This is a genomic window from Halorarum sp. SLYT50 (assembly GCF_059821265.1).
This window is the reverse complement of the sequence record NZ_CM187555.1, coordinates 188,015-211,653: the sequence shown is the minus strand read 5'-3', so window position 1 is coordinate 211,653 and position 23,639 is coordinate 188,015. Positions and strand designations below refer to the sequence as shown.

Sequence of the window (23,639 nt, the reverse complement as noted above, 5' to 3'; positions counted from 1 at the left end):
ACCCTCGCGTCCCGCGTTCGCGGCTCGGTGCGGCGCGGGGCGTAGCTTTTTGTCGGTCGCCCGATAGCACCGGTCGTGCAACTCGAACGCAGCGACCTGTCGATGTTCGTCTACCTGTTCGCGGTCGTCCTCTCGGGACAACTGGTCGTCGAGCAGGCCGGCGTCGACGGGACGGTCGTCGTCTTCGCGATAGCGGCCGTTCTGGCGGCGCTGTGGACGGTGTACTTCCGGTTCGCGATGGTACCGCGGCTCGCGTGGGGCCGGACCGACGACGAGGAGTGGGAGTGACGGGCGCTGCCGGCGCGGCCGGTCGAATCAGCCCTCGAGGTTCCCCTTCGAGTCCCAGATGTTCGTCATCAGGTCGGCGAACATGCTCGTCCGAACGGGGTACCCCTCCTGGTCCGTCTCGTCGATACTCGCCTCCAGCAGGTTCCCGACGAACTCGTCGTCGTAGTCCATGCTCTCCAGCGTCTCGCGCACGTCGAACGTGAGTCGGCCCTCCTCGTCCGTGTCGAGCCAGCTCTGCGTCCGCTGGCGCTCGTCGTACTCGATGGTGTAGGTCTCGCCGCCGACCAGTTCGTGGATGTGCGCCATCGTTCCGACTTCGTGCCACTCGCCCTCGGCTTCCACGTAGAGCGTCTCCTCCGAAATCTTCGTCTCGTGGCGTTCCATGCGGGCCTCTGAATCGCTAGCGTAGTTAAACTGCTGGGATACTGTCGGTCCGCCTCACGCTCCCGTCGACGTCCGCCGTCGGGCCGCGTCTCGAAGTCTCCGAGCAGTTGCACCTCGTGAACCGTTCCGGATTTCGAACACTGACCGGTCTCGGAATCGGAGGACGGCCGCTCGGGGGCTCTCTCGGGGTCGTTCGAGTTCCGATACCCTCTCGTGAAGGTAGAGAAACGCGAGTGGGGGTAATCGACGGCTCCGAGTGGCTCTCAGAGGCGCTCGACCCACCGGCGGTTCTCCGACGCACACGGTCCGCTCCGGTTACGGGTACGGGAGAGGGACCGCTCGTGACAGATTGATATGATACTATCTACGCTGGGTGGTCCCGCCGCGTCGCCGAACCCGACCGGTCGACGTGAATCGCGCGCGACGCTCAGACGTCGGAGCACGGCGGTCGTTGCGAACGAGGTGTAACCCCGGTGTCGGTCGTCGCTACTGCGTCGGAGCGTCTCGACCCGCGCGTGCGCTCGCCGCCCGCCGCCTGACGACGCCGACGTTGTTCGCCACGTTCTCGGTGACGACGCGGAAGGCGTCGGCCGTCTCGGAGTCGTCGCGCAAGACGACGGGTTCCCCGCCGTCGCCGCCCGAGCGCACCGCCGGGTCGAGCGGGATACCCCCGAGGAACGGGAGGTCGTTGTCCGCGGCGAAGTCGCGCCCGCCGCCCTTCCCGAACACGTCGTGTTCGCTCCCGCAGTCCGGGCAGACGAACCCGCTCATGTTCTCGACGATGCCGAGGACGTTCGTGTCGTGCTTGCCGAACATCCGGAGTCCCTTGTTCGCGTCGTCGAGCGCAACCTCCTGGGGCGTCGTGACGATGACCGCGCCGGTGAGCGGGAGCGTCTGGAGGATGGTGAGTTGGGTGTCGCCCGTCCCCGGCGGGAGGTCGAGCACGAGGTAGTCGAGTTCGCCCCACTCGACGTCCTCGACCAGTTGGGTGAGGAGTTTGTGGACCATCGGGCCGCGCCAGATGACGGGGTCGTCCTCGCCAACGAGGAACGCCATGCTCATCAGCTTCATCCCGTACTTCTCGGGAGGAACGATGGTCTCCTCGTTGGTCGCGCGCGGGGCCTCGTCGGCGTCGACCATCCGCGGGACGTTCGGCCCGTACACGTCGGCGTCGAACAGACCGACGCGCGCGCCCATCCGCGAGAGGCCCGCGGCGAGGTTCACCGCGACGGTCGACTTGCCGACGCCTCCCTTGCCGGAGGCGACGGCGACGACGTTCTTCACGCCCGGCAACACCTGTTCGTCGCCCCCGAGGTCGGACTCGACGCTCGCGCTCAGGTCGAGGTCGTAGTCGAACTCCGAGAGCGCGTCGCGGACCGCCTCCGCGATGCCCGTCTCCGTCGGTGCGTACGGCGCGCCGAGTGCGAGCGAGACGCGGATGACGCCCGCCTCGTCGTCGACATCGACGGCGTTGACGAGACCGAGCGAGACGACGTCGCCGCCGAGGTCGGGGTCCTCGACGGTCGCGAGGCGCTCGCGGACCGTGGACTCCGTGGGGTCGTCCATGTCCGGGTTCGGCGAGGACGGCGAATAAGGGTTTCCCACCGACCGGGCCCCGCACCCCGGACGGATTCGGCGTCGCCGGGTACTGCGGGCTAGCGAACGAGGATGTCCTGCTGTTCGAGGAGCGTGAGCGCGAACGCCGACGACGGGGTGTCGAGCCAGCGCGCCACGTCGTTCTCTTGGTCGTACTCGACGACGTCCGCGGCCTCGAGCCGCGGGAGGTGGCGGTGGTACAGCGAGAGATACGCGTCACGGACCGCGTCGGCCGAGATGTCGGGGAGCCGGGCCCCGTGTTCGCGCGAGACGACCTCGTCGGCGAGGTCGGCGAGGGTGAGCGACCCGTGAGCCGCGAGGAGCGTCACCACGCGCCGCCGGCGCGCGTCCGCGAGGGCGTGGAACACCCGATCGATCTCGTTCTGCTCCACGAATTAACATCTCGGTACTCCCCCCTAACTCTACTGGATATGGTGTCTGTGTGCTGATGGTTCTGTGGAGTCGACGGCGTCCCGTTCGACGGGAGGCACGTAACCGTACGACGTTACGTCCCGTCGACTACTCCCGCAGATTCAAGTACATTCGGCCGCAGTATCGACGTATGTCGGCCCCACTCGCGGACGAGTTCGGACGGGAGGTCACCGGGGTCCGGGTGTCGCTCACCGACCGGTGTAACTTCGACTGCGTCTACTGTCACAACGAGGGGCTCGGCGACACGCGCGGCCCGATGGAACCCGGCGACGACGAGATGAGGACGGACGACGTCGTCCGGTTCCTCGAGGTCGCGGCCGAGTTCGGCGTCGACGCGGTGAAGTTCACCGGCGGGGAGCCGATGCTGCGCGAGGACGTCGAGGAGATCGTCGCGCGGACGCCGGACTCGATGGAGACGTCGATGACGACCAACGGGACGTTCCTCCCCGGACGGGCGGAGGCGCTCGTCGACGCCGGCCTCGACCGCGTGAACGTCTCGCAGGACGCGCTCGACCCGGACGAGTTCGCCGAGATAACCAAGTCGGGTGCGTACGACCGGGTGATGGAGGGGGTCGAGGCCGCCCTCGACGCCGGACTCGCGCCGGTGAAGCTGAACATGGTCGTGTTCGAGCACACCGCGGGCTACGTCGAGGGCATGGTCGAACACGTCGCGGACAACGAGGGCCTCCAGCTCCAGCTCATCGAGTACATGCCGGAGCTGACGGGCCGGCCCGAGTGGAACATCGACATCGGGCGCGTCCACGACTGGCTCGCGGACATCGCCGACGAGGTGGAGCACCGCGAGATGCACGACCGGAAACGCTACTGGGTCGACGGCGGGATGGTCGAGATCGTCGACCCGGTCGAGAACGAGTCGTTCTGCGCGAACTGCGGGCGCGTCCGCGTCACCCACGAGGGGTACCTGAAGGGCTGTCTCAACCGCAACGACGACCTGCGGCCGATGGGAGAGATGACGAAGCCCGAGATACGCGAGGCGTTCCGCGAGGTGGTCGCCGAGCGCGTCCCCTACTACGGCGAGTACCTCGTCGAGAACGACCGGGGCGAGTGGGAGATAAACGAGAAGTACATCGGCGCGTAACCCGGCGCTCCGCCGTCCGCCGCTCGGGTCCGTCCCGCGCGCCCTCCGACCGCCCGTGTTCGGCCGACTGCGCACGTCGGGCGCGCGTCACGGCGTCCGGTCACTGCCTCGTCCCTCGTCGCGTCCGTCGTTCCGCCCCTCTCCCTCCGCGTTCTCCTCCGGTCCGCGCAAGCCGGTGAGTGCGGCGACGACGACGGCCGCGACGCCCACGTTCGCGACCGCGAGGAGCGCGATTCCGGCGGTCGTCGCGCCGGGGAGCGTGGGGGTGACGGTGACGAGCGGCACGAACGACGCGACCAGCACCGCGGCGGCGAGTCGCCTGAACGTTCGCTCGGGCGTGGGCGAGAGCCACCGCAGGACGCCGTACACGCCCGCGGCGCCCAGCGCGGCGGCGGCGGCCACGCCGAGCATCGTGCGCGGCAGCAGCGGCGCGAACGCGGCGTCGTCGCCGAGCAGGAGGACGGCCGCGAGCCTGACGGCTCCGGCGACGGCGACGGCGGCCCCTGCCGCGAGCGCCCACCGGCGAGCCGCACCCGGCCGTCGGTCGTCGGTCTCGCCCGGCGCGTCGGTCCGGGACGAGGCGGTCGCGGTAGTCATAGTGTGACGTACGTCATACGATAGCATAAACCGCACCGTCGCCGGTTCGTCGGCGGGAGTCGGTCGAAGGTTCGGTACCGGTCGTCCCGGCGTCCCCCTCCACACGGACGGAGAGCGTTCAGGAACGCGGATGAGTCGGCGTCGGGGCCGCACGCGGGGGAGTAGGGCTAAGCGTCCGGCGACCGCAGGTCGGACATGGCGTGTCCACACCTGCAGTACCGCGACGGCGACGACGACCGCCGGTTCGACACCGAACGCGCGTACTGCACGGTCGTCGCCGAGTTCGTCCAGCCGGTCCGCGCCGACGTCTGTACCGAGCGGTACGGGCTCTCCCCCGAGCGCGACTGCGAGTACTACCGCGAAGCGGCCGGACTCGACTGGGACGAATGACGTATCAGGAGTACCTCGACGGGAAACCCGTCGTCGTCACGGCGGCACTCACCGGCGGTATCCACGGGAAGGAGGCGACGCCGGAGTTGCCGGAGACCCCCGCGGAAGTCGCCGCCGACGCGGCCGCCTGCGAGGCCGCGGGTGCGAGCGTCCTCCACCTCCACGCCCGGCGCGAGAACGGCGAGCGCGCCTTCTCGACCGAGCGGTTTCAGGCGGTCGCCGACGCCGTCCGCGAGGCGACCGACGACGTCGTCCTCCAGCACTCGACGGGCGGCACCGCCGCGCCGGACGCGCTCCGGGCCGAACCGCTGCGCACCGACCCCGCCCCGGAGATGGCGAGCCTCGACATGGGGCCGATGAACCGGGGGCGGCGGCTCACCAGCGAGAACACCCGCGACACGATAGACGGTCTCCACGCCGAGATGCGAGAGCGGGGCATCAAGCCGGAACTGGAGGTGTTCAACAACGGCCACCTCAACGAGGCGCTCCGTATCGTCGACGACCTGGCCGCCCCGCCGTATCTCAACCTCATCTTCGGCCCGGGAACGCTCACGCCGCCGTCGCCGCGTAACCTCCAGAACATGGTGGACGGCCTGCCCGACGGCGCGGAGTTCAACGTCATCGGGTTCGGCCGACACCAGCTTCCGCTCACCACGCAGTCGCTGCTCCTCGGCGGGCACGTCCGGGTCGGCCTCGAGGACAACGTCTACCTCCGGCGGGGGGAGCGTGCGACGAACGAGGCGCTGGTCGCGCGGGCCGTCCGAGTCGCCGAGGAACTCGGACGCCCGGTGGCGTCGGCGGCGGAGGCGCGCGACCTGCTGAACCTGTAACGGCCCCTGCCAGAACGCCTTTCAACGACCCCCCAAAGGCTCGGGCATGGACGACACGCCGGACCGGACGCCGGGGAACACGCGGGGGGTAGCGTCGAACGGCCGAGGGTCGACCGACGCACGGGAGACTGCCCGCCGGTACGCGTCGCGAGTCCGGGAACTCGAGGGGGACGACGTCGACCCGGCGTTCCCGCCGGTCGAGGCGTCCGAGCGCGAGGACCCCTACGACGCCTTCGCCACGCCGGTCGCCGCCCCGGAGTCGTTCGACGGGCCGCTGGCCGGGCTCCGCGTGGCGACGAAAGACAACGTCGCGGTTCGCGGCGTCACCCACCGGGCCGGGACCGGGGCGGTGGCGTGGGAGCCGACGAACGACGCGGCGGTCGTCGAGCGCCTCCGGGCCGCGGCCGCGGACCTCGTCGCCACGACCCGGATGGACCCGTTCGCGCTCGGGACGACCGGCGAGGCCTGCGCCGCGGGACCGACCGAGAACCCCGCCGCCCCGGACCGCGTCCCCGGCGGCTCCTCCAGCGGGAGCGCGGCGGCCGTCGCGGGCGACCTGGCCGACGCCGCGCTCGGAACCGACACCGGAGGGAGCGTTCGGGTGCCCGCGTCGTTCTGCGGGGTCGTCGGCGTGAAGCCGACGTTCGACCGGGTGCCGCGGACCGGCGTCCTCGACCTCGCGCCCACGCTCGACCACGTGGGCGTCCTCGCGGGCGACGTGCGGACGGCGGCGCGGGTACTCGACACCGTCTCCGGACGCGACCCGCTCCGGCCCGCCGGCGCCGCAGCGAACCGGACCGAGGCGACCGCGGCGCTCGACCGGGAACTCGGCCGCTTGCGGGTCGGCGTCCCAGAACAGTTCGTCGACGCGGCCGACCCGGCGGTGCGCGCGCGGGTCGAGCGAGCGCTCGCCGGCCTCTCGCGGCGCGGCGGCGTGACCGTCGCGCGCGTCGACTTCCCGGAGCACGAGGACGCCGGATTCGTGAACCAGCTCCAGACCGCCGCGGAGTTCGCCGCGGTGCTCGACGCGGGCGGCCAGCCGCTCGGGGACGGCCGCGACTCGACCGACCGGGAGGCGCTCTCGACTGCGCTCGACGCCGACGTGTCCGAGCGCGTCGAGCGGCTGGTCGCCGTCGGCCGCGCGCTGAACGCCGACTGGCCGGGGGCGTACGCGGAGGCGTGGGACGCCCGTCGACGCCTCGTCCGGCGAACGCAGGCGCTGTTCGACCGGGTAGACGTGCTGGTGACACCGACGACGCCCACCACCGCGCCCGCGTTCGGGGCCGTCGGGGACGGACCGGAGGCGGCGATGGACGTGACCGACCCGCTCGTCAACACCGCGCCGTTCAACTGCACCGGCCAGCCCGCGGTGTCGGTGCCGTACGGGAGCGCCGACGGCGCGCCGGTCGGCCTCCAGGTGGTCGCGCCCGCCGGCGCGGACGAGCGCGCGCTCTGCGTCGCCGCGGCGTTCGAGTGGCTGGCGTGGACCTCACAGCAGGAAGACGAACACGACGAACGCGACGAGCATCGAGCCCGTGAGCAGGAACTGCGCGACTGACGACGCGAGGAGACCGCCGGCGGTCCAGACGGCCGCGACCGCCGCCGTCCGGGGGTCCTTCCCGCGCGAGAGTTCGGCCGCGAGCACCACCCCGACGGTGCCGACGACGACGCCGAGCGGGCCGACGAGGAACAGCAGGAGGACGGACGCCAGCGCCGCCGCGACGACCGTCGTCGTCTCCGCGCCGCCCGCCTTCGAGGCGATGGCGCCGCCGAACTGTTCGAGCAGCGCCGTCACGACGCCGACGACGGTCAGCCCCGCGAGCAGCCAGAGCGACAGCGACGGCGCGTCCGGCGGGGCCGCGAAGTAGTAGAGGTAGACGCCGGCGAGCGAGAGCAGTCCGGCGGGGAGCAGCGGGAGGAAACTCCCGGCCACGGCCGCGACGAGGAGGAGGAGGGCGACGGCGGTGACCAACTCGACCATGTCCCCAGTGTGTCGTCCGCGGGGATAAGCCGCGTGGCTCCGGGTCGGCGGGACGCTCGGTCGCGCTCGGCGTCGGTCGCCGTCGTCGGAATCGGTCGTCACTGTCACCCGTTCCTCGTCGTCACTCGTCGTCGTACCGCGCGCGTTCTTCGCGCGCGACCTCCCCGCCGTACGCCTCGACCAGCGGGCGGTAGGCGGCGCCGAGTGCCCGCATGCACTCGCCCGCAGAGTGGTAGCTCAGGTCGGTCGCCACCGTCCCCCACGGCCGTGCCTGCAGGACTTTCTCGACGAGCAGTCGCTCCTCGCGCGGGTCGAGGTCCGCCGCGCGCTCGAACAGGTGGGCGAGCGCGAGTCGCCGGAACGGCCGCGGGGCGGCGTCGTACAGGCCCGTACCGTACGCCGCTCCGACGACGACGCGCCACTCGTAGTCGGAGCAGTCGACGAGCGGCACGGGGTCGGCGTCGCACGCCCGGAGCGTCGCCCGAACCACGTCGGGGTCGGCGCCGCGGAGCGCGTCCGCCAGTACCGCCCCGACCCGGTCGCGGAATCGGGTCGCTGTCCGGTCGTGGAGGGCGCGCCCGGCGTCGGTCGTCGGGCGGAGCATCACCGCCGAGTGCTCGCCGCTCGCGTCGTTTCGCGTCGTCGAGAGGTGGACCGCCCGGAACCCGTTCGTCGTCCAGAACCGGAGCAGGTCGGGCGTCGCCCCGAATCCCGTCGAGAGGTAGTCGACCTCGTCGTCGCGTTCCGCCGCCACCTCGCGGAGCAGGCGCGACCCCAGTCCGCGCGAGCGGACCGCGTGGTGGGTGGCGATGCGCATCACGCGGGACCCGACGGGGACGCCCGCCTCTGGGTCGCGCAACTGGCTCGTCAGCACGTCCGGCACCATGTTCCCGCGGACGCGCTCGCCGCGGTACATCCCGGCGCGCGTGTCGGCGTCCAGACCGCCCTCGCGGGCGAGCAGCGCGACGCAGACGATTCGACCCTCGTAGACCAGCGCGCGCAGCGAGAGGTTCGGCGCGTCGAGCAGGCGCGCGAGGTCGTTCGGCTCGGTCCGGTAGTGCGCGAGCACGAGCAGGCCGAACGCCTCCCGGAGCAGGTGCTCGTCGGCCGCGAGGTCCGCCGCGGATACGGCACGGTACCGCGTGGACTCGGGGGTCGCGTCCGCGACGGCCTCCGTGACGGGCGGGCGGGCGTCGAGCAACAGCGCGCGGAACGCCCACGCCTCGACGGGGTCGTCCCGGGCGTAGCGGACGGGTTCGTCCATCCGGACCTCCGTCACGTGCGCGTCGGCGTCGGCCAGCCGGTCGCGGAAGCGGACCGAGAACCCCCGGCCGGCGCCCTCGTAGCCGTGGACGGTCGTGACGAACGCCGCGGCCGGCGCGTCCAGGAACGATTCGAGCAGGCGGACCGGGAGCGCGGCCGCCTCGTCCACGACGACGGCGTCCGCGTCGGCCGCCTCCGGCGCGGCGTCCGCGGGACGCGCGAACCGGACGCGTCCGCCGTCGGTCGCCGTCAGCGTCCGCTCCTCGTCGGCGTCGAGCGCTCCGACGTCGGAGAGGAGCGCCCGAGCGCGGTCGAACAGCGCGGCGGCCCCCTCGAACGTCGGCGCGGTGACGAGCACGTCCCGGCCCGCCAGCGCCAGCGCGCCCGCCGCGAGGCCGGCCGCGCTCGACTTCCCCCGGCCGCGGTCCGCCTCCACGACGACCGCCTCGCCCGGCGCGCGCAGGCGCTCCAGTTCGCGGACCGTCCGCGACTGGTCGCGGGTGAGACACGCCTCGTAGGCGGCGGTCGGGAACGAGCGGTCGTCGGGGACCGTCGGACCGGGCGCCGGCGGCGGCGCGTCCGCGCCGGTCAGCCCGTCGCGCTCGACCCGTCCGTGGTCCGCGTCGGACCCCGCTCGGTCTGCTCCGCCCGCCCCGGCGTCGTAGATGGCGACGCCGGGGTGCTGGCGGAGCGTCTCGACGAGCCGCGAGCGGAAGCGCCCCGTCACGTCCCCCACCTCGAACGGCGGGACGGCGAGCGACTCGTCGAAGTCGTCGCGCCGCGCCGGCCAGTCGTCGAGCGGCGGCGCGAGCAGGAGGTACAGGCCGCCGCCGTCCACCGCGCCGACCGACTGTCCGAGGCCGTTGGGCGAGAACTCCGCGAACGCGTCGAAGACGACCGCATCGCGGGTCGTCCCGAGCAGGTCGTCCGCGTGTTTGGGGCGCAGGCGGTCGTACCTGAACCCCTCTCTGGTCGTCAACAGCGTCGCGTCCGCGGGGTCGACGTCGGCCGCGTCGAGCGCCGTGTACGCCGCGTCGATGCAGGCGTTCCGCTCGCCGTGGACCACGAGGAGTCGCCGCTGGTTCGTCCGCTCGGCCTCCGCCCGGAGCGTCGCGGCGAGGCCGGGGAGGTCCGTCGGGGGAGCAGCACCGCCGGCCGCGCGGCCCCCGTCCTCGGGAGTCATGCCCCTCGATTCCGTCCCGTCGGGGATGGGTCTTTCCGTCGGTCGCCGCGCGCCTGCCGGGGCGACGGCTCCCCTGGCGGGGGCGGGTCGCGCCCGACCGTCGGTCGACCGGGTGGGCGGCGGTAGCGCGTCAGCACCCGCCGCGTCGCGTCGGTCCGCTTCGCGGTCTCGTCGACCGTGCAGGGGATGTTTCGCCCGTCCGGGTCCTCGCTGCGCGGCGCTCACCGACCCACGGCGTGCGAGGGTTTAACTACCACGAATGAAGTGACTATAGCTGGCAATGCCCATCGACCCGAACTTCGAACAGAACCGAGAGGTCGCCGAGGAGCACGAGGGACACAAGGTGTGGGGACCGGTGGAGGACCCCGAGAAGGCGGGCATTCACGGCACCCACGTCGCCGTGGACTTCGACATCTGCATCGGCGACGGGGCGTGCGTCGACGACTGCCCCGTCGACGTGTTCGAGTGGGTCGACACCCCCGGCCACCCCGAGAGCGAACTCAAGGCCGACCCGACCCACGAGGACCAGTGTATCGACTGCATGATATGCGTCGACGTCTGCCCCGTCGACGCCATCGACGTGGACGCCGGCCGCGCCGGCCGCCTCTGAGCGGGCGGCGAGTCCGGTCCCGCGGCGCCGTCCCAGATACCGGGGGGCGGCCCGCCCGTGCCGGAGGAACAGTTAATTACGTGTGAACGATAGTGCGCGATGGATACCGTTGACAATGCACACAGCCGTACTCACCAAAGGCGTCCCGGACTTCCGGGAGGGGAAGGTGTCGTTCGACGAGGACGGCCACCTCGAACGCGGCAACACCCCGACGGTGATGAACCCGAACGACGAGCACGCCCTGCGCGCCGCGCTCCAGACGCGGGTGCGCCACGGCGGCCGAACGAGCGTCATGAGCATGGGTCCGCCCGGCTACAAGGACGTCCTCAGGGAGGCGATGGAGTCGGTGTACGCCGACGACCTGTATCTGGTCTCGGACAAGGCGTTCGCCGCCGCCGACACGTGGGCGACGGCCATCACGCTCGCCACCGCCATCGAGCGACTGGGCGACCCGCCGTTGGTGTTCGCGGGGTTCAAGACGGCGGACGGGGAGACGGGTCACACCGGCCCGCAGGCGTGCTGGTGTCTCGACCGGCCGCTCATCACGCACGTCGTCTCGCTCGACGTGGACGAGGAGGCGGGACGGGTGCGCGCCAAGCGCCTCGTCGAGGGCGACATCGAGGAGATAGAGACGGTGGAGGCGCCGCTCCCGGCGTTCGTCGTCACCGACCCGGAGTTCGAACCGTCGTACCGGACGGCCACCGACCGGCTCGAGCGCAAGCGCCTCCGCGCGTCGGCCCGGGAGCGCGCCCCCGACTTCGAGGACGACCTCACGATGTGGAACCACGAGGAGTTGAACCTCGACCCCGACTACGTCGGTCTCAACGGCTCGCCCACCATCGTCTCCTCGGTCGACCCCATCCCGAAGCCGGCGTCCGAACGGGACGCCACGCTCGTCTCGCCCGACGACCCGGCGGCGATGGACGACGTGGTCTCGGAACTCGCGCCGTTCGCGGGGGGTGACTGACCGTGCCGGACGTCGACCCCGGGGAGTACGAGGTGTCGGAACTCGGCCCGATGCTGCAGGACATCGACGACGCCGAGGAACTCCGGGAGATGCTGAACGCCGAGCGGGCCGGTCAGGACCGCCCCGCCGTGATTACGGTCATCGAGAGTCGCATCGAGACCGTCGAGGGGGACGACGGAACCGACGACGGCGAGTTCGACCTCGACGAGATGAGCGCCGCCGACGTGGCCAACGCGGTCCGCGGCGTCGACGACCCCGACCGCCTGCGCGACCTGCTGGAGCGCGAGGAGGCGGGACAGGACCGCGACGCCGTGACCCGGCAGATTCGCCGGCGAATCGACTCGCTGGAGGGCGCCGACGAGGAGGCGGACGTCGACGAGGAGGAACCGGAGACGCCCGAGGAGCGCCACCCCGAACTCGACCACCCGACCGCCGACAAGCAGTACGTGAGCGAGTTGACCGACGGCACGTACCGCGACATGTGGGTGTACTGCGAGACGCAGGCGGGCGAACTCCTCGACGTGTCGCTGGAGATGCTGGGGAAGGCCCGCGAGTTGATGGACGGGTACAACGACGAGTACGGCGACGACGGCGGCTCCGAGGACGTCGTCGCGGTGCTCGTCGGCGACGACGTGGCGCGCCACGCCGAGACGTGTATCGCCTGCGGCGCCGACCGCGTGGTGTACCACGAGGACGACCGCCTCGCCCGGTTCCGCCACAAGCCGTACACGGAAGTCGTCGCGGACATGGCGCGCTGGACCGACCCGGCGTGGCGTGAGTACGACGAACCGCGGTACGTGCTGTTCCCGGCGACGAACAACGGCCGCGACCTCTCCGCGCAGGTGCAGGCCGAACTCGACTCCGGGCTGGCGTCCGACTGCTCGGGGCTGTACATCGAGGAGTCGGTCATCTCCAACCCCGTCAAGACCGGGTCGCCGGGGTCGAGTCGGACGTTCGAGCGGGTGCTCCACATGAAGCGGCCGGACTTCTCGGGGTTCGAGTACTCCACCATCCTCTGTCTGGACAACCCCACCCGGGAGTTCCACCCGCAGGGGGCGTCGGTCATCCCGGGGAGCTTCGACGTCCCCGACCCGGACCCCTCGCGCGAGGGCGAGGTGACCGAACACGACAGCGACCTGCCCGACGACTGGTTCCGCGTCGACGTGACGGAGTTCGACAGGCTCGACGGCGGCGTGGACCTGAGCGGGCACGACGTCGTCGTGGCCGTCGGCCGCGGCATCGGCGACGACCCCACTCGGGGTATCGAACTCGCGCTCGACCTGGCCGACGCCTTCGAGGACGCCGACGTGGGCGTCTCGCGCGGCATCGTCACCGGGTCGTACAACTTCGACGGCCACGTCGAGCGCTACACCCGCGAGGAGCGACAGATCGGCGAGACGGGGCAGGTCGTCGCGCCGCCGGTGTACGTCGCCGCCGGCATCTCCGGGGCGGTCCAGCACAAGGTGGGGTGTGACGAGTCGGAGACCATCGTCGCCATCAACACCGACCCGGACGCCCGCATCCGCGACTGGTCGGACTACTTCATCGAGGGGGACCTGTTCGAGGTGCTCCCCCGGCTGACGGAGGCGGTGAAGGCGGGCGAAGTCGACCTGGAGGCGGTCGCCGACGGCGGCACCGCGGAGGCGGGCGGCGGGGGGACCGAGGGCGACTCGTCGGCCGCGGCGTCGGGGGGTGAGCGCGGTGAGTGAGCCGCTGGCGGGCGCGTCCGAGCACTTCGAGGCGGTCGTCGTGGGCGCGGGACCGGGCGGGGCGGCGGCCGCGGCGGCGCTCGCGGACAACGGCGTCGAGACGCTCGTCCTCGAACGCGGCGTCGAGGCCGGGTCGAAGAACGTCTCCGGGGGCCTGCTGTACGCCGAGGAGTCCGCGCCCTACACGCTGGACGACCTGTTCCCGGGCGTCCGCGAGGAGGCGACGGAGCGGCCCGTCACCCGCAACTACATGGACAACGTCGCCGACCGGAAGGTCCACACGGTGAACCTCAAGCGGGTCCACGACCACGACACCGAGTGGTGCGACTCGGTGCTCCGCCGGCGGATGGACTCGTGGCTCGCCGACCGGGTCCACGAGCGCACCGCCGCGACGGGCGGCGGCCTGCTGACCGACGTGCGCGTGAACGGCCTGCTCCGCGAGCGGGGGAAGATAGTCGGCGTCACCTGCGACGAACTCGACCCCATCAGCGCGGACCTCGTGGTCGCCGCCGACGGCGTCAACAGCGAACTCGCCCGCGACGCGGGACTGATGGACTGGGACGACCCCGGCGACTGGTTCCAGGGGGTGAAGGCCGTCGTCGAGATGGACCCCGACGAGATAGCCGACCGGTTCGACGTGAGCGAGGACGAGGGCGTCGCCCGCCTGTTCGGCGGCGACCTGTTCGGGGGAGTCCGCGGCGGTGGCTTCCTCTACACCAACCGCGACTCGCTGTCCATCGGCTCCGTCTTCCACCTCGACAGCCTCGCGGCCGAGCGGGCGGAACCGCACGAACTGCTCGACGGTCTGCTCACCCACCCGCACCTCGGGCAGTTCCTCCCGGACGACTACGAGGAGCGGGAGTACTCCGCGAAACTCGTCCCGGACTCGAAGAAGGTGGCCCACCGGTCGCCGCACCGGGACCGACTCGTGCTCGTGGGCGACGCCGCGGGCCAGATGCAGGCGCAGGGTCCCATCATCAAGGGGATGAACCACGCGGTGACCGCGGGCGGTCTCGCGGCCGAGGCGTACCTGACGGCGAAGGCGCGCGGCGACCCGGAGGCGGCCGGCGAACTGTACGCCGAGAAGCTCCGCTCGGAGGGCGTGATGGCCAAACTCCGCCCCCGCCGGTACGACGCCACGAGGCGGGTGTCGGAGCGCGAGGACGTGACGAGCGTGCTCGACAGCGTGCTCTCTTCGCCGCTCGGACGGGCGGGTCTCTCTGCGGCGGGCGGGCTCACGGAACGGCTGTTCAACTCGCCGTTCCTCCTCGGCGCGCTCCCCGACACGAAGGCCGGCTACGTCACGGTCCCGACGATGCTCGCCGAGGCGCTCGGCGAGCCGGCGACCGGGCGGAACGACGCCGACCCGCCGACGCTGGAGGAGCGAATCGGCGAACTCACCTACGACACGGACGTGGGCAACCCGCACATCGAACTCGTCGACGACTCCTACGAGGCGAGCGGCGTCGCCGTGACCGCCTGCCCGGTGAGCGCCGAGGGGTTCGGCGGCGGGTGCTACCGCGAGGAGACGGTGCGGACGAACGGCGAGGAGGAACGGGTCGTGAGCCTCGACACCCAGCCGTGCGTGGAGTGCGGCACCTGCGCCGTCGTCGCCGACACGCGGTGGCGACACCCCAGCGGCGGGAAGGGCGTCGAGTTCGACGAGGGATGAGATGACCGGGACGACGGACGCGCGCGCCTCCATCGAGGCGCTCGCCGCCGAGGCCCGACGGGCGCGCGAGACGGTCGACCCACCGGTCGACCCGCCGGACGAGGAGCGGGCGCTCGCGGCGCTTCGCGACGGACTCGGGGCGGTCCTCTCGCGGTACGTCGCGGCTCGGACGGGCGAGTACGAGCGGCTCTCGACGGCCCAGCACGAGGCGCTCCACCGGGCGACGAACGACTGGCTCGCCGTCTACGCGCGGTGTTACGGCGCCGACGTCGACCCGGACGTGACGGTGCGCGCCGTCGCGGAGGCGGTGCTCGACACGCGCGACATCGGGACGGCCGCGCGCCTCCTCACGCACGTCCCGGACGGGGCGACGACCTCCGGCGAGTGACCGCCGCGCCCGTCAGTATCTGGAAACCTCATTTAAGTTCGTGTACTAACTATCGGCAGGCATGGAGTTGACCGACCGACTGTCGTTCGACACGGAGGACCGACGCGACCTGTACGAGTACGTCGAACAGCGCGGGCGCGTCCGCGAACGGGAGGCGCGCCAGGCGCTGAACATGGACCCGACCGCGTTCGGTCACCACCTCACGGTACTCGTACGGGACGGCTACCTCCGACACGAGAACGGCCACCTGTCGGTCCCGTACGGCGAGGAGGACGCCCACGAGTACGACGTCGACGGCGTCGAGTACGCCATCCGCGTCGCCGAGCAGGACGACCTGCCGGGGCTCGTCGACGTCATCCGGTCGGTGACGGGCGACGGGAGCTACATCGAGGCCGAGACGGTCGCGGACGTGCTCGACCACGAGCAGGTCGTGCTCCGGCACAACGAACTCCGCTCGCGGATGGTGTTCGTGGCCGCCGTCGACGACGAGGTCATCGGCTGGGTCCACCTCGACCTCCCGGAGGCGGAGAAACTCGGCCACACCGCGGTCCTCACCGTCGGCGTCCTCGACGAGTACCGCGGGCACGGCATCGGGACGACGCTGCTCGAACGCGGCGAGGAGTGGGCGCGCGACCGGCGGTTCGAGAAACTGTACAACAGCGTCCCCGCGAGCAACGAGCGCGCCATCGCGTTCCTCGAAGCCCACGGCTGGGAGACCGAGGCGGTCCGCGAGGAACACTACAAGATGGGCGAGGAGTACGTCGACGAGGTCATGATGGCCAAGCGGCTCTGAGTCCGGTTCGACCCGTCCGACTCACGGCCACTCGGCGTCGCTCCCGTCGAGCGGCGTCGCGACCACGCCGTCCCGCTGGACGAGCGCACGGGCGTGGTCGGCACAGACGTCCCGGTCGGCCGCCCACGGGACGTGGAGGCGGACCGCCGCCTCACGCGCACACCCCTCCTCGGCACAGTCGGGCATGGTCTCTCCTTCGACCCGGGACGGCTTCGACCTGTCGCCCGCCGCCGCGAGCGCCGACCGTCCGGTCGGCCCCGGCTTCGTACCTCGGACCGACCACCGCGAACGTGCGACTGACGGGCGTGTCGACGGGTCACACGGCCCGGTCGCATTGAACACGTTTATACAGGCCCGTGGCAAACCCGTGTAGTACGAACCGTTCGGGGTCGTGACCCTCTCCGTCGTCAGGGCTTTACAACGGCGGGGAAGTCGAGCCGCCGAACGGGAGGAGAACCCACCAATGTCAGTTTACGTCGACTACGATGTACCGGCGGACCTCGCGGAGCGAAGCCTCGACGCGCTCGAGGTCGCCCGCGACACAGGCACAGTGAAGAAGGGAACCAACGAGACGACCAAGGCCGTCGAGCGCGGCAACGCCCAACTCGTCTACATCGCCGAGGACGTCGAACCCGAGGAGATCGTGATGCACCTCCCCGAACTCTGCGAGGAGAAGGGCATCCCGTACGTCTTCATCGACACGCAGGACGACGTCGGCCACGCTGCCGGCCTCGAGGTCGGCTCGGCCGCCGCCGCCGTCACCGACGCGGGCGAGGCCGAGGCGGACGTCGAGGACATCGCGGACAAGGTCGAGGAACTGCGGTAATCCACCATGTCGGCCGAAGAACAAGAGAGCGGCTCCACGTCCGCCGAGGTCATCGAGATCGTCGGCAAGACCGGGATGCACGGCGAGGCGATGCAGGTCAAGTGTCGCATCCAGGAGGGCGACAACCAGGGCCGCATCATCACGCGGAACGTGCTCGGACCCGTGCGGGAGGGCGACGTGCTCCAACTGCGCGAGACCCAGCGCGACGCGGACTCCATCGGAGGTCAGTAACCAATGCCACAGGAACGGAACTGCGACTACTGCGGGTCGGACATCGAACCCGGCACGGGGACGATGTTCGTCGCTCGCAACGGCAGCATCACCCACTACTGCTCGGCGAAGTGCGAGAAGAACGTGGACCTCGGGCGCGAGGCCCGCGACGTGGAGTGGACGGAGGCCGGGCAGGAGTGAGCCACCACGACGAGCGCACGTTCGTGATGGTCAAGCCCGACGGCGTCCAGCGCGGCCTGATCGGCGAGGTCGTCTCCCGGTTCGAGGAGCGCGGTCTGAAGCTCGTCGGCGCGAAGCTCATGCGGATTGACGAGGACCTCGCGCACGAGCACTACGGCGAGCACGAGGGGAAGCCGTTCTTCGACGGACTCGTCGAGTTCATCACCAGCGGCCCGGTGTTCGCGATGGTCTGGGAGGGCGCCGACGCGACCCGACAGGTCCGGAAGATGATGGGCGAGACCGACCCCGCCGAGTCCCCGCCCGGCACCATCCGGGGCGACCTGGGGCTCGACCTCGGGCAGAACGTCATCCACGGCTCCGACCACGAGGACGAGGGCGCGAACGAGCGCGAGATCGACCTCTTCTTCGACGACGAGGAACTCGTCGACTGGGACCTCGACACCGCCGAGTGGGTGTACGAGGACGAGGACCACTGAGTCCCTAGAACTTCTCCGTCCCCCCTCCGCGGATTGTCGCCGAACGGAACGGTGTTCACGGCCTGAGTCACGGAACCCCGCCCGCAGACGGGCGGTGTGGTCGGTGTCGCACCCTACTCCCGAGTTGCGAGTCCACGCCCACGGCCGCCGCGGACGGGCGATGCGTTTATCGAGCGGGACACGTCAACTCACACCATGGTCGGCGTGTGTGGCGCGGTGGGAGCGGGACACCGGTCAGTCGACGACGTGGCGGGCGGCTTGGTAGTGACTGGGCGAGAGACCACGGCCGAGTACGCGGACGACGTCGTCGACCTTCGTGGGCTGTTCGTGCCGGGGTACGGACGCGAACAGCCCCTGGTTCACGAGGGGGACGTACACCTGTGGGTGTGGGGGGAGATATACGGTCGAACGACCGCCGGTGGGTACCGCTCCCGCCCGGACACCGACGCCACCGCGACGTATCTCGCGGGACTGTTGGAGCGAGAAGGGTGGTCCGTCCTCCCCCGTCTCAACGGCGACTTCTGTGCCGTGGTGTACGACCGGTCGGAGCGGACGGTCTCGATAGTCGTCGACCGACTGGCGACCCACGACGTCTACTACACCCGCTCTGCGGACGGGACGTTCGTGTTCTCCTCTCAGCTGCAGGCGCTGTCGCGCTATCCCGGTTCTGCCCCCCGTTTCGACATCGACTACCTGACCGAGTTCTTCACGCTCTACTCCGCACTCGGGACAAAAACGCCGCTGGCGGACACGGAGATGGTTCCGCCCGGGAGCGTGCTGACGGTCGATATCGAAACAGGAACCGTCCAGACGCGTCGGTACTGGCGACCCCGTCACGACCCGGTCGACAAGCCGTTCTCGTACTTCGTGGACGAGTTCATCGCTCGGTTCCGGGCGGCGGTCGCCGACCGCGTTCGTCCGGACGAGCGGTACGGGGTCTTCGCCAGCGGAGGGAGCGACTCGCGGCTCATCGTGGCCACGCTCGACGCTGCCGACGTGACCGCGTACCACATGAACGACTGGATGAACCGGGAGGCCCGGACGGCGCGGCGCGTCGCGACCGTCGCGGACCGGGAGTTCGAGTTCCTGCACCGGACGCGCCGGCACTACGTCGAGGCGCTCGAACGGACGCCGCGGATCTGCAACTTCGTCGGCCACTTCATCGAGGGCGACCCGCTCCTCTTCATGGACCGGCTGAGCGACGAAGTCGACGTGGTCGTCGACGGCCACTGGGCGGACGTGTTCTTCGGCGGTCACCACGTGCCGAGACGCCGCTTCGCGGTCCCAGCCGGCGTTTCGGGTCGGGCGACGCTGTCGACCGGGATTCCCTTCGAACAGCCGATTGGGACGCTCGACGAGTACCTCGAGAGCATGCTGACGACGACGCGGTTCGACGGCGAACGACCCGCGTACCTCAGGGGTGCACGGCCGGTCGAACGCGTCCTCCGCGAGAACGTCAGTCGGCAGGGCGGCGGGTACGACCACCACGGCGTCCGCCACGCCTCGCTGCGGGACCTCACGCTGTGGGGGTGGGTCGTCCCCCGAACGAACGTGATGACGGCGTTCAAACTCCAGAGTATGCGCCAGCACGTCCCCTACCGGAACCCGTTCCTCGACAGTCGGCTCGTCGACCTCGCGCTCTCGATGCCGGTCGAGTTCCTCCTGCGCCGGGACGTCGTCGGTCGCGCCGTGACCCGGACGAACCCGGCGCTGGCGAGGCTCCCGCACGCCAACACCGGTGTCCCGCTCACGTACCCGTTCTGGGGGCGCGCCGCAACCAAGTGGACGCGAGCGCTGGCCAAACGCCTGAACCTCGAAGCGGAAGCGAGCGCACTCCTCGGCCTCGCCCCACCGACGGAGCCTCCGCCCGCTCCGCACCTCTCGCACGGGTCGTGGGGGAACAAGCCGGAGATACTCAGGGACGGGGCGTTCCTCGACGCGCTTGAAGCAGCGGAGGAGACGATTCGCGCGCTCCCGTGTCTCGACTGGGCGGACGCGCGGGCGTGTTACGAGGAGCACCGTGCGGACGGCTCTCGAACGCTGGAAGTGCTCAAACTGCTGACGTTCGTCGGGATGCCGGTCACCCGTCACGTCGCATCTCGGGTCGAGTGACGGCTGGAAGGTCGCTCTCGACGGTCGCTGGTCCCGGAAGCGGCCGGCCGCGGCGACCTACCGCTCGTGCGTCGGGCACGGGTCGCTCGGACCGGTCACCGTTAAGCAGTCCGCCGGCCAACACGTTCGCGTGACGCTCAGCGCGCGAAACCGACTCACCGGCGCCGTCACGTCCGTCGAGACGTCCGGTCTCACCGCCGAGGTGACTATCGAACTCGGCGACGGGCAAGAGGTCACCGCGGTCATCACGAAGAACTCCGTCGGGCGAACGCGTCGCTGCGACACACGGGACGGACCCGCGCACGGCCCGGCGTCGTCGCGAACTCCCAGCGAGTTCTGACGACAACGACAGCACTCAAACCCACGGGGAACGGACCCAGGGTATGGTCACGTTCCTCGCCGGCGGCACCGGCACGCCGAAACTCCTCGACGGTGCCGCGTCGGTCTTCCCCCCGGCGGAGACGGCGGTCGTCGGGAACACCGGCGACGACGTCGAACTCGGGGGGCACCTCGTCTGTCCCGACATCGACACGGTGCTGTTCGCGGGCGGCGGCGTCCTCGACCGGGAGCGGTGGTGGGGCATCGCGGACGACACGACGGAGACGCACGCGGAACTCGACCGTCTCGCCGACGCCGCGGGGCTGGAGTCGGGGCCGCGCTACCTGCCGGACGAGGCGCAGACCGCCGGGCGCGACATCGCCCGCTGGCGGCGCTTCTCGGGCGTCGCGGAGTTCATGGAGATCGGCGACCGGGACCGGGCGGTCCACCTCACGCGCACCTCGCTGCTCGACGAGGGCTACACCCTGACCGAGGTGACGCGGCTGCTCGCGGACGCGTTCGGCCTCGACGTGGACCTCGTCCCGATGAGCGACGACCCCGTGGCGTCAATCGTCCACACGCCCGCGGGACCGATGCACTTCCAGGAGTTCTGGGTGGCGGAGCGTGGCGACCCGACGGTCGAGGACGTGGAGTTCCGCGGCGCGAGCGAGGCGAGCGCGAGCGACGCGGCGCTCGACGCGTTCGGAGACGACGTGGTCGTCGGCCCGTCGAACCCCGTCACCAGCATCGGCCCGATGCTCGCGGTGCCCGGCGTCGAGGCGGCGCTCGACGCGACCACCGTCGTCGCCGTCTCGCCGTTCGTCGAGGACCGGGTGTTCTCCGGGCCGGCGGCCGACCTCATGCGCGGTATCGGCGCGGACCCGAGCACGGCGGGCGTCGCGGAGCGCTACCCGTTCGCGGACGCGTTCGTCCTCGACGACGAGGACGGCACGGACCTCGACCGGCCGGTCGTCCGCACCGACACGCGGATGGACGACGCGGCCGACGCCGAACGGGTCGCCGCCGCGTGTGCGGAGGCGCTGGAGGTGGCGCGCGGATGAGCGGCTCCGACGGCCCGCCGTTCGACCCGCCGCTGGCGCTCGCGTCGCTGTCGGGCGCGTCGGACGCCGAGTGGGCGCTCGCCGGCGCGGAGTACGCGGGCGCGGCGTTCCTCGGGGGACTGGCGCTCGACGGTCCGGCGCGCGCGGCGGCGCTCTCGATGACCGACCGCGAGCGGGACGAGTTCCTCCCGTCGGACCCGTCCCGCTGGCTGGACCGACAGCTCTCGGCGCTCGGCGAGGCGGACCTCCGGCCGGGCGTGAACGTCCGGAGCACGACGCTCGACCCGGTACGCGCGGCCGCGGCGGTGTGTGCCGAGCACGGAGCGATGCTCGAACTCAACGCCCACTGCCGGCAGGCGGAGATGTGCGACGCCGGGTGCGGGGAGGCGCTGCTGGCCGACCCCGAACGGCTGGCCGCGCAGGTCGCCGCGGCGGCCGGGACGGGCGCGACGGTGAGCGTGAAGGTCCGAACCGAAGTCGAGGGGGTCGACCTCCCGTCGGTCGCCCGTTCGGCTGTGGACGCGGGAGCGTCCGTCGTCCACGTGGACGCGATGGACTCCGAGACCGTCGTCGGTGACGTCGTCGAGGCGGTCCCCGAGGCGTTCGTCCTGGCGAACAACGGCGTTCGCGACCGCGCGACCGTCCGCGAGTACCTCGCGCACGGCGCCGACGGGGTGAGCGTCGGGCGACCGAGCGACGACCCGCGCGTGCTCGAACGCGTCTCCGAGGCGCTCGCGTCGGTCGAGGGCGACGCCGAGCCGGGTGCCCGGCCGTGAGGACACCGGCCGCGAACGCCGAACTCGCGCTGTTGCTCGAAGTCGCGGGGACGCCGAAACCGGGCAACGTCGACCGGCACCGCGACCTGTCGGACCTCCGGTTCGAGCACTTCCTCGCGGGCGCGGTGGGCGCTAGACCGGGGTTAGAGCGGGCCGCGGCGGGCGCGCCGGTCGGCGAGTCGTTCGCGGCGGCCGTCGAGGGGATGAGCCAGCAGTCGGGCGGGAACACGCAGTTCGGCTGCCTGCTGCTGCTCGTTCCGCTGGTTCGGGCGGCGGCGGACGGAGACCTCACGCCCGAGGGAGTCCGCGCGGTGTGCGACGCGACGACCGTCGAGGACGCCGCAGAGTTCTACCGCGCGTTCGAGCACGTCGACGTGGCCGTCGGGGACCCACCCGAGGACCTCGAGGAGTTGGACGTGCGCCGCGGCGGCGACGCGGTGCCAGAACTCCGCGAGCGGGGACTGGCGCTCGCCGACGTGATGGAACGGTCGGCCGCGGGGAACGGGGACGAGGGCGACGCGAACGCTCGCGAGTGGCGCGACGGCTTCCCGCGGACGTTCCGGGCGGCGGAGCGACTCCTCGCCGACGACGGCCCCGTGACCGACCGGACCGCGCGGGCGTTCCTGCACCTGCTCGGCGAGGCGGAGGACACGCTCGTGCGCACCCAGCACGGTCCCGACGTCGCTGCGGCGGTCCGCGACCGCGCGGCCGGCGTCGAGTCGCTCGCGGAGGCCGAGGAGTGGGCGGAGGAACTGGTCGCGGACGGCGTCAACCCCGGCACGACCGCGGACCTCACGGCGGCGGCGCTGTTCGTCGCGCTCGAACGGGGGCTGACGGTGTGAGACGCGAGCGAGGGGGACCGACCGACGGGGAAGAACCACCCGCGACGGCGGACGCCGACTGGCCGGCCCCGCTCCGGGGAGTCACCGAGTCGGTCGTGGCGACGCTCGGGCCGAACGACCGCTGGAACGTCGCCGCGCTCGGCCTCCACGAACCCGACGACGACCCGGTCCGGGCGCGGACGTGGGGGCGGACCCGGACGCGCCGGAACTTCGCCGCGCGCGGCGAGGGCGTCGTCCAGTTCGTGACCGACCCGCGGGAGTTCGTCGACGCCGCCGTGACCGTCCGCGAGGAGGACGACCCGGTGCTCGACTCGGCGGACGCGTGGGCGCGGGTGTCGGTCGAGCGGATAGGCGACGGGGAACGCGGCGGCACCGAGTGGGTCGACTGGCACCTCCGCCCGGTCGAGTCGGCCGTCGTCGGGGGCGGCGTGCGGACGGTCAACCGCGGGTTCGGCGCCGTGGTCGAGGCGACGGTGGCCGCCTCCCGGCTCGACGTCGACGCGTACGAGACGGACCGACTCCTCGACAGACTGTCGTACTTCGAGGGGGTCGTCGAGCGGTGCGGCGGGGCGACCGAACGGGAGGCGTTCGCCCGACTGTCGGCCGAGACGGGGTGGCGCGGCGAGCGGGAGTGA

Annotated in this window: 28 protein-coding genes; 21 read left to right on the top strand and 7 right to left on the bottom strand. The window is 71.6% G+C overall.

From position 1 onward, the window contains the following. The first annotated feature begins 75 nt into the window (after nucleotides 1–75). On the top strand, nucleotides 76–288 hold the full coding sequence (locus tag AC6RUA_RS01120; RefSeq protein ID WP_499814120.1) for a DUF8074 family membrane protein: 213 nt from the start codon (nucleotides 76–78) through the stop codon (nucleotides 286–288). A gap of 27 nt (nucleotides 289–315) precedes the next feature. Here the strand turns inward: AC6RUA_RS01120 and AC6RUA_RS01115 are convergent, their stop codons facing one another. The 3 genes from AC6RUA_RS01115 to AC6RUA_RS01105 all read right to left on the bottom strand — a co-directional run bounded on the left by AC6RUA_RS01115 (nucleotide 316) and on the right by AC6RUA_RS01105 (nucleotide 2,660). Then, nucleotides 316–672 carry a hypothetical protein gene (locus AC6RUA_RS01115; RefSeq protein ID WP_499814119.1) on the bottom strand — a complete coding sequence of 119 codons (357 nt, stop codon included), beginning with the start codon at nucleotides 670–672 and terminating at the stop codon, nucleotides 316–318. Between the two features lie 486 nt (nucleotides 673–1,158). Continuing rightward, nucleotides 1,159–2,238 carry an Mrp/NBP35 family ATP-binding protein gene (locus AC6RUA_RS01110; protein ID WP_499814118.1) on the bottom strand — a complete coding sequence of 360 codons (1,080 nt, stop codon included), beginning with the start codon at nucleotides 2,236–2,238 and terminating at the stop codon, nucleotides 1,159–1,161. A gap of 89 nt (nucleotides 2,239–2,327) precedes the next feature. Then, a complete protein-coding gene (locus AC6RUA_RS01105) occupies nucleotides 2,328–2,660 on the bottom strand; it encodes a DUF7344 domain-containing protein (RefSeq protein ID WP_499814117.1) in 333 nt (110 codons plus the stop codon). Between the two features lie 170 nt (nucleotides 2,661–2,830). On the opposite strand from AC6RUA_RS01105, the gene moaA reads away from it, so the two are divergent. After that, entirely contained in the window at nucleotides 2,831–3,799 is a 969-nt protein-coding gene (moaA, locus tag AC6RUA_RS01100) for a GTP 3',8-cyclase MoaA (RefSeq protein ID WP_499814116.1), read from the top strand. Nucleotides 3,800–3,886: 87 nt separating this feature from the next. On the opposite strand, the gene AC6RUA_RS01095 is transcribed toward moaA, so the two are convergent. Next, nucleotides 3,887–4,396: a DUF6069 family protein gene (locus AC6RUA_RS01095; protein ID WP_499814115.1), complete on the bottom strand. Its 510-nt coding sequence runs from the start codon at nucleotides 4,394–4,396 to the stop codon at nucleotides 3,887–3,889. A 195-nt stretch (nucleotides 4,397–4,591) separates the two neighbouring features. On the opposite strand from AC6RUA_RS01095, the gene AC6RUA_RS01090 reads away from it, so the two are divergent. From AC6RUA_RS01090 to AC6RUA_RS01080, 3 genes are read left to right on the top strand one after another with little or no spacing between them, the layout of a single operon-like run. After that, a complete protein-coding gene (locus AC6RUA_RS01090) occupies nucleotides 4,592–4,786 on the top strand; it encodes a hypothetical protein (RefSeq protein WP_499814114.1) in 195 nt (64 codons plus the stop codon). Continuing rightward, nucleotides 4,783–5,616 (top strand): beta-keto acid cleavage family enzyme, encoded by an 834-nt coding sequence (locus AC6RUA_RS01085; protein ID WP_499814113.1) that lies wholly within the window; start codon nucleotides 4,783–4,785, stop codon nucleotides 5,614–5,616. The genes AC6RUA_RS01090 and AC6RUA_RS01085 overlap by 4 nt, the downstream gene beginning before the upstream one ends. A 46-nt stretch (nucleotides 5,617–5,662) precedes the next feature. After that, nucleotides 5,663–7,174: an amidase gene (locus AC6RUA_RS01080; protein ID WP_499814112.1), complete on the top strand. Its 1,512-nt coding sequence runs from the start codon at nucleotides 5,663–5,665 to the stop codon at nucleotides 7,172–7,174. Here AC6RUA_RS01080 and AC6RUA_RS01075 read toward each other — a convergent pair. Together AC6RUA_RS01075 and tmcA are read right to left on the bottom strand one after the other, a co-directional pair. Further along, nucleotides 7,106–7,597, bottom strand: coding sequence for a DUF456 family protein (locus AC6RUA_RS01075; RefSeq protein ID WP_499814111.1), 492 nt, complete (start codon nucleotides 7,595–7,597; stop codon nucleotides 7,106–7,108). The two genes, AC6RUA_RS01080 and AC6RUA_RS01075, sit on opposite strands and share 69 nt — an antisense overlap. Nucleotides 7,598–7,718: 121 nt before the next feature. Then, the gene (tmcA, locus tag AC6RUA_RS01070) at nucleotides 7,719–10,043 is read right to left on the bottom strand and encodes a tRNA(Met) cytidine acetyltransferase TmcA (RefSeq protein WP_499814110.1); all 2,325 of its coding nucleotides are present in this window, start codon (nucleotides 10,041–10,043) and stop codon (nucleotides 7,719–7,721) included. A gap of 280 nt (nucleotides 10,044–10,323) precedes the next feature. Here tmcA and AC6RUA_RS01065 point away from each other — a divergent pair, with 280 nt between their 5' ends. The 6 genes from AC6RUA_RS01065 to AC6RUA_RS01040 all read left to right on the top strand — a co-directional run bounded on the left by AC6RUA_RS01065 (nucleotide 10,324) and on the right by AC6RUA_RS01040 (nucleotide 16,182). Next, entirely contained in the window at nucleotides 10,324–10,653 is a 330-nt protein-coding gene (locus AC6RUA_RS01065; protein ID WP_499814109.1) for a 4Fe-4S dicluster domain-containing protein, read from the top strand. Between the two features lie 115 nt (nucleotides 10,654–10,768). Continuing rightward, nucleotides 10,769–11,620 (top strand): electron transfer flavoprotein subunit beta/FixA family protein, encoded by an 852-nt coding sequence (locus AC6RUA_RS01060; RefSeq protein ID WP_499814108.1) that lies wholly within the window; start codon nucleotides 10,769–10,771, stop codon nucleotides 11,618–11,620. A gap of 2 nt (nucleotides 11,621–11,622) precedes the next feature. Next, entirely contained in the window at nucleotides 11,623–13,329 is a 1,707-nt protein-coding gene (locus tag AC6RUA_RS01055) for an electron transfer flavoprotein subunit alpha/FixB family protein (protein WP_499814107.1), read from the top strand. Next, the gene (locus AC6RUA_RS01050; protein WP_499814106.1) at nucleotides 13,313–15,001 is read left to right on the top strand and encodes an FAD-dependent monooxygenase; all 1,689 of its coding nucleotides are present in this window, start codon (nucleotides 13,313–13,315) and stop codon (nucleotides 14,999–15,001) included. The genes AC6RUA_RS01055 and AC6RUA_RS01050 overlap by 17 nt, the downstream gene beginning before the upstream one ends. Before the next feature lies 1 nt (nucleotide 15,002). Continuing rightward, nucleotides 15,003–15,389, top strand: a complete 387-nt coding sequence (locus AC6RUA_RS01045; RefSeq protein WP_499814105.1) for a DUF8055 family protein — start codon at nucleotides 15,003–15,005, stop codon at nucleotides 15,387–15,389. A 61-nt stretch (nucleotides 15,390–15,450) separates the two neighbouring features. Continuing rightward, nucleotides 15,451–16,182 (top strand): GNAT family N-acetyltransferase, encoded by a 732-nt coding sequence (locus AC6RUA_RS01040; protein WP_499814104.1) that lies wholly within the window; start codon nucleotides 15,451–15,453, stop codon nucleotides 16,180–16,182. 21 nt (nucleotides 16,183–16,203) lie between these two features. Here AC6RUA_RS01040 and AC6RUA_RS01035 read toward each other — a convergent pair whose 3' ends face one another. Further along, complete coding sequence (locus AC6RUA_RS01035; protein ID WP_499814103.1) at nucleotides 16,204–16,368, bottom strand: DUF8014 family protein; 165 nt, start codon at nucleotides 16,366–16,368, stop codon at nucleotides 16,204–16,206. Between the two features lie 277 nt (nucleotides 16,369–16,645). On the opposite strand from AC6RUA_RS01035, the gene rpl7ae reads away from it, so the two are divergent. The 10 genes from rpl7ae (at nucleotide 16,646) to AC6RUA_RS00985 (ending at nucleotide 23,639) form a co-directional block, all read left to right on the top strand. Next, a complete protein-coding gene (gene rpl7ae / locus AC6RUA_RS01030) occupies nucleotides 16,646–17,008 on the top strand; it encodes a 50S ribosomal protein L7Ae (RefSeq protein WP_499814102.1) in 363 nt (120 codons plus the stop codon). Between the two features lie 6 nt (nucleotides 17,009–17,014). Beyond that, the gene (locus tag AC6RUA_RS01025; RefSeq protein WP_499814101.1) at nucleotides 17,015–17,239 is read left to right on the top strand and encodes a 30S ribosomal protein S28e; all 225 of its coding nucleotides are present in this window, start codon (nucleotides 17,015–17,017) and stop codon (nucleotides 17,237–17,239) included. Nucleotides 17,240–17,242: 3 nt separating this feature from the next. After that, nucleotides 17,243–17,419 carry a 50S ribosomal protein L24e gene (locus AC6RUA_RS01020; protein WP_499814100.1) on the top strand — a complete coding sequence of 59 codons (177 nt, stop codon included), beginning with the start codon at nucleotides 17,243–17,245 and terminating at the stop codon, nucleotides 17,417–17,419. After that, a complete protein-coding gene (ndk, locus tag AC6RUA_RS01015) occupies nucleotides 17,416–17,895 on the top strand; it encodes a nucleoside-diphosphate kinase (protein WP_499814099.1) in 480 nt (159 codons plus the stop codon). The genes AC6RUA_RS01020 and ndk overlap by 4 nt, the downstream gene beginning before the upstream one ends. A 264-nt stretch (nucleotides 17,896–18,159) precedes the next feature. Beyond that, on the top strand, nucleotides 18,160–20,007 hold the full coding sequence (locus AC6RUA_RS01010; RefSeq protein WP_499814098.1) for an asparagine synthase-related protein: 1,848 nt from the start codon (nucleotides 18,160–18,162) through the stop codon (nucleotides 20,005–20,007). A 130-nt stretch (nucleotides 20,008–20,137) separates the two neighbouring features. Next, nucleotides 20,138–20,347 carry a TOBE domain-containing protein gene (locus tag AC6RUA_RS01005; protein WP_499814097.1) on the top strand — a complete coding sequence of 70 codons (210 nt, stop codon included), beginning with the start codon at nucleotides 20,138–20,140 and terminating at the stop codon, nucleotides 20,345–20,347. A gap of 43 nt (nucleotides 20,348–20,390) precedes the next feature. Beyond that, on the top strand, nucleotides 20,391–21,386 hold the full coding sequence (cofD, locus tag AC6RUA_RS01000) for a 2-phospho-L-lactate transferase (protein ID WP_499814096.1): 996 nt from the start codon (nucleotides 20,391–20,393) through the stop codon (nucleotides 21,384–21,386). Then, nucleotides 21,383–22,162, top strand: a complete 780-nt coding sequence (locus AC6RUA_RS00995; RefSeq protein ID WP_499814095.1) for a tRNA-dihydrouridine synthase — start codon at nucleotides 21,383–21,385, stop codon at nucleotides 22,160–22,162. Before cofD ends, AC6RUA_RS00995 begins: the two co-directional genes overlap by 4 nt. Then, nucleotides 22,159–23,004: a triphosphoribosyl-dephospho-CoA synthase gene (locus tag AC6RUA_RS00990; protein WP_499814094.1), complete on the top strand. Its 846-nt coding sequence runs from the start codon at nucleotides 22,159–22,161 to the stop codon at nucleotides 23,002–23,004. The genes AC6RUA_RS00995 and AC6RUA_RS00990 overlap by 4 nt, the downstream gene beginning before the upstream one ends. After that, on the top strand, nucleotides 23,001–23,639 hold the full coding sequence (locus tag AC6RUA_RS00985) for a DUF447 domain-containing protein (protein WP_499814093.1): 639 nt from the start codon (nucleotides 23,001–23,003) through the stop codon (nucleotides 23,637–23,639). The genes AC6RUA_RS00990 and AC6RUA_RS00985 overlap by 4 nt, the downstream gene beginning before the upstream one ends.

Coding starts and splice junctions, on each gene's coding strand:
- AC6RUA_RS01115 (WP_499814119.1), bottom strand. CDS start 672: ATGGAACGCCACGAGACGAAGATTTCGGAGGAGACGCTCTACGTGGAA.
- AC6RUA_RS01110 (WP_499814118.1), bottom strand. CDS start 2,238: ATGGACGACCCCACGGAGTCCACGGTCCGCGAGCGCCTCGCGACCGTC.
- moaA (WP_499814116.1), top strand. CDS start 2,831: ATGTCGGCCCCACTCGCGGACGAGTTCGGACGGGAGGTCACCGGGGTC.
- AC6RUA_RS01095 (WP_499814115.1), bottom strand. CDS start 4,396: ATGACTACCGCGACCGCCTCGTCCCGGACCGACGCGCCGGGCGAGACC.
- AC6RUA_RS01090 (WP_499814114.1), top strand. CDS start 4,592: ATGGCGTGTCCACACCTGCAGTACCGCGACGGCGACGACGACCGCCGG.
- AC6RUA_RS01085 (WP_499814113.1), top strand. CDS start 4,783: ATGACGTATCAGGAGTACCTCGACGGGAAACCCGTCGTCGTCACGGCG.
- AC6RUA_RS01080 (WP_499814112.1), top strand. CDS start 5,663: ATGGACGACACGCCGGACCGGACGCCGGGGAACACGCGGGGGGTAGCG.
- AC6RUA_RS01075 (WP_499814111.1), bottom strand. CDS start 7,597: ATGGTCGAGTTGGTCACCGCCGTCGCCCTCCTCCTCCTCGTCGCGGCC.
- tmcA (WP_499814110.1), bottom strand. CDS start 10,043: ATGACTCCCGAGGACGGGGGCCGCGCGGCCGGCGGTGCTGCTCCCCCG.
- AC6RUA_RS01065 (WP_499814109.1), top strand. CDS start 10,324: ATGCCCATCGACCCGAACTTCGAACAGAACCGAGAGGTCGCCGAGGAG.
- AC6RUA_RS01060 (WP_499814108.1), top strand. CDS start 10,769: ATGCACACAGCCGTACTCACCAAAGGCGTCCCGGACTTCCGGGAGGGG.
- AC6RUA_RS01045 (WP_499814105.1), top strand. CDS start 15,003: ATGACCGGGACGACGGACGCGCGCGCCTCCATCGAGGCGCTCGCCGCC.
- AC6RUA_RS01040 (WP_499814104.1), top strand. CDS start 15,451: ATGGAGTTGACCGACCGACTGTCGTTCGACACGGAGGACCGACGCGAC.
- AC6RUA_RS01035 (WP_499814103.1), bottom strand. CDS start 16,368: ATGCCCGACTGTGCCGAGGAGGGGTGTGCGCGTGAGGCGGCGGTCCGC.
- rpl7ae (WP_499814102.1), top strand. CDS start 16,646: ATGTCAGTTTACGTCGACTACGATGTACCGGCGGACCTCGCGGAGCGA.
- AC6RUA_RS01025 (WP_499814101.1), top strand. CDS start 17,015: ATGTCGGCCGAAGAACAAGAGAGCGGCTCCACGTCCGCCGAGGTCATC.
- AC6RUA_RS01020 (WP_499814100.1), top strand. CDS start 17,243: ATGCCACAGGAACGGAACTGCGACTACTGCGGGTCGGACATCGAACCC.
- cofD (WP_499814096.1), top strand. CDS start 20,391: ATGGTCACGTTCCTCGCCGGCGGCACCGGCACGCCGAAACTCCTCGAC.
- AC6RUA_RS00995 (WP_499814095.1), top strand. CDS start 21,383: ATGAGCGGCTCCGACGGCCCGCCGTTCGACCCGCCGCTGGCGCTCGCG.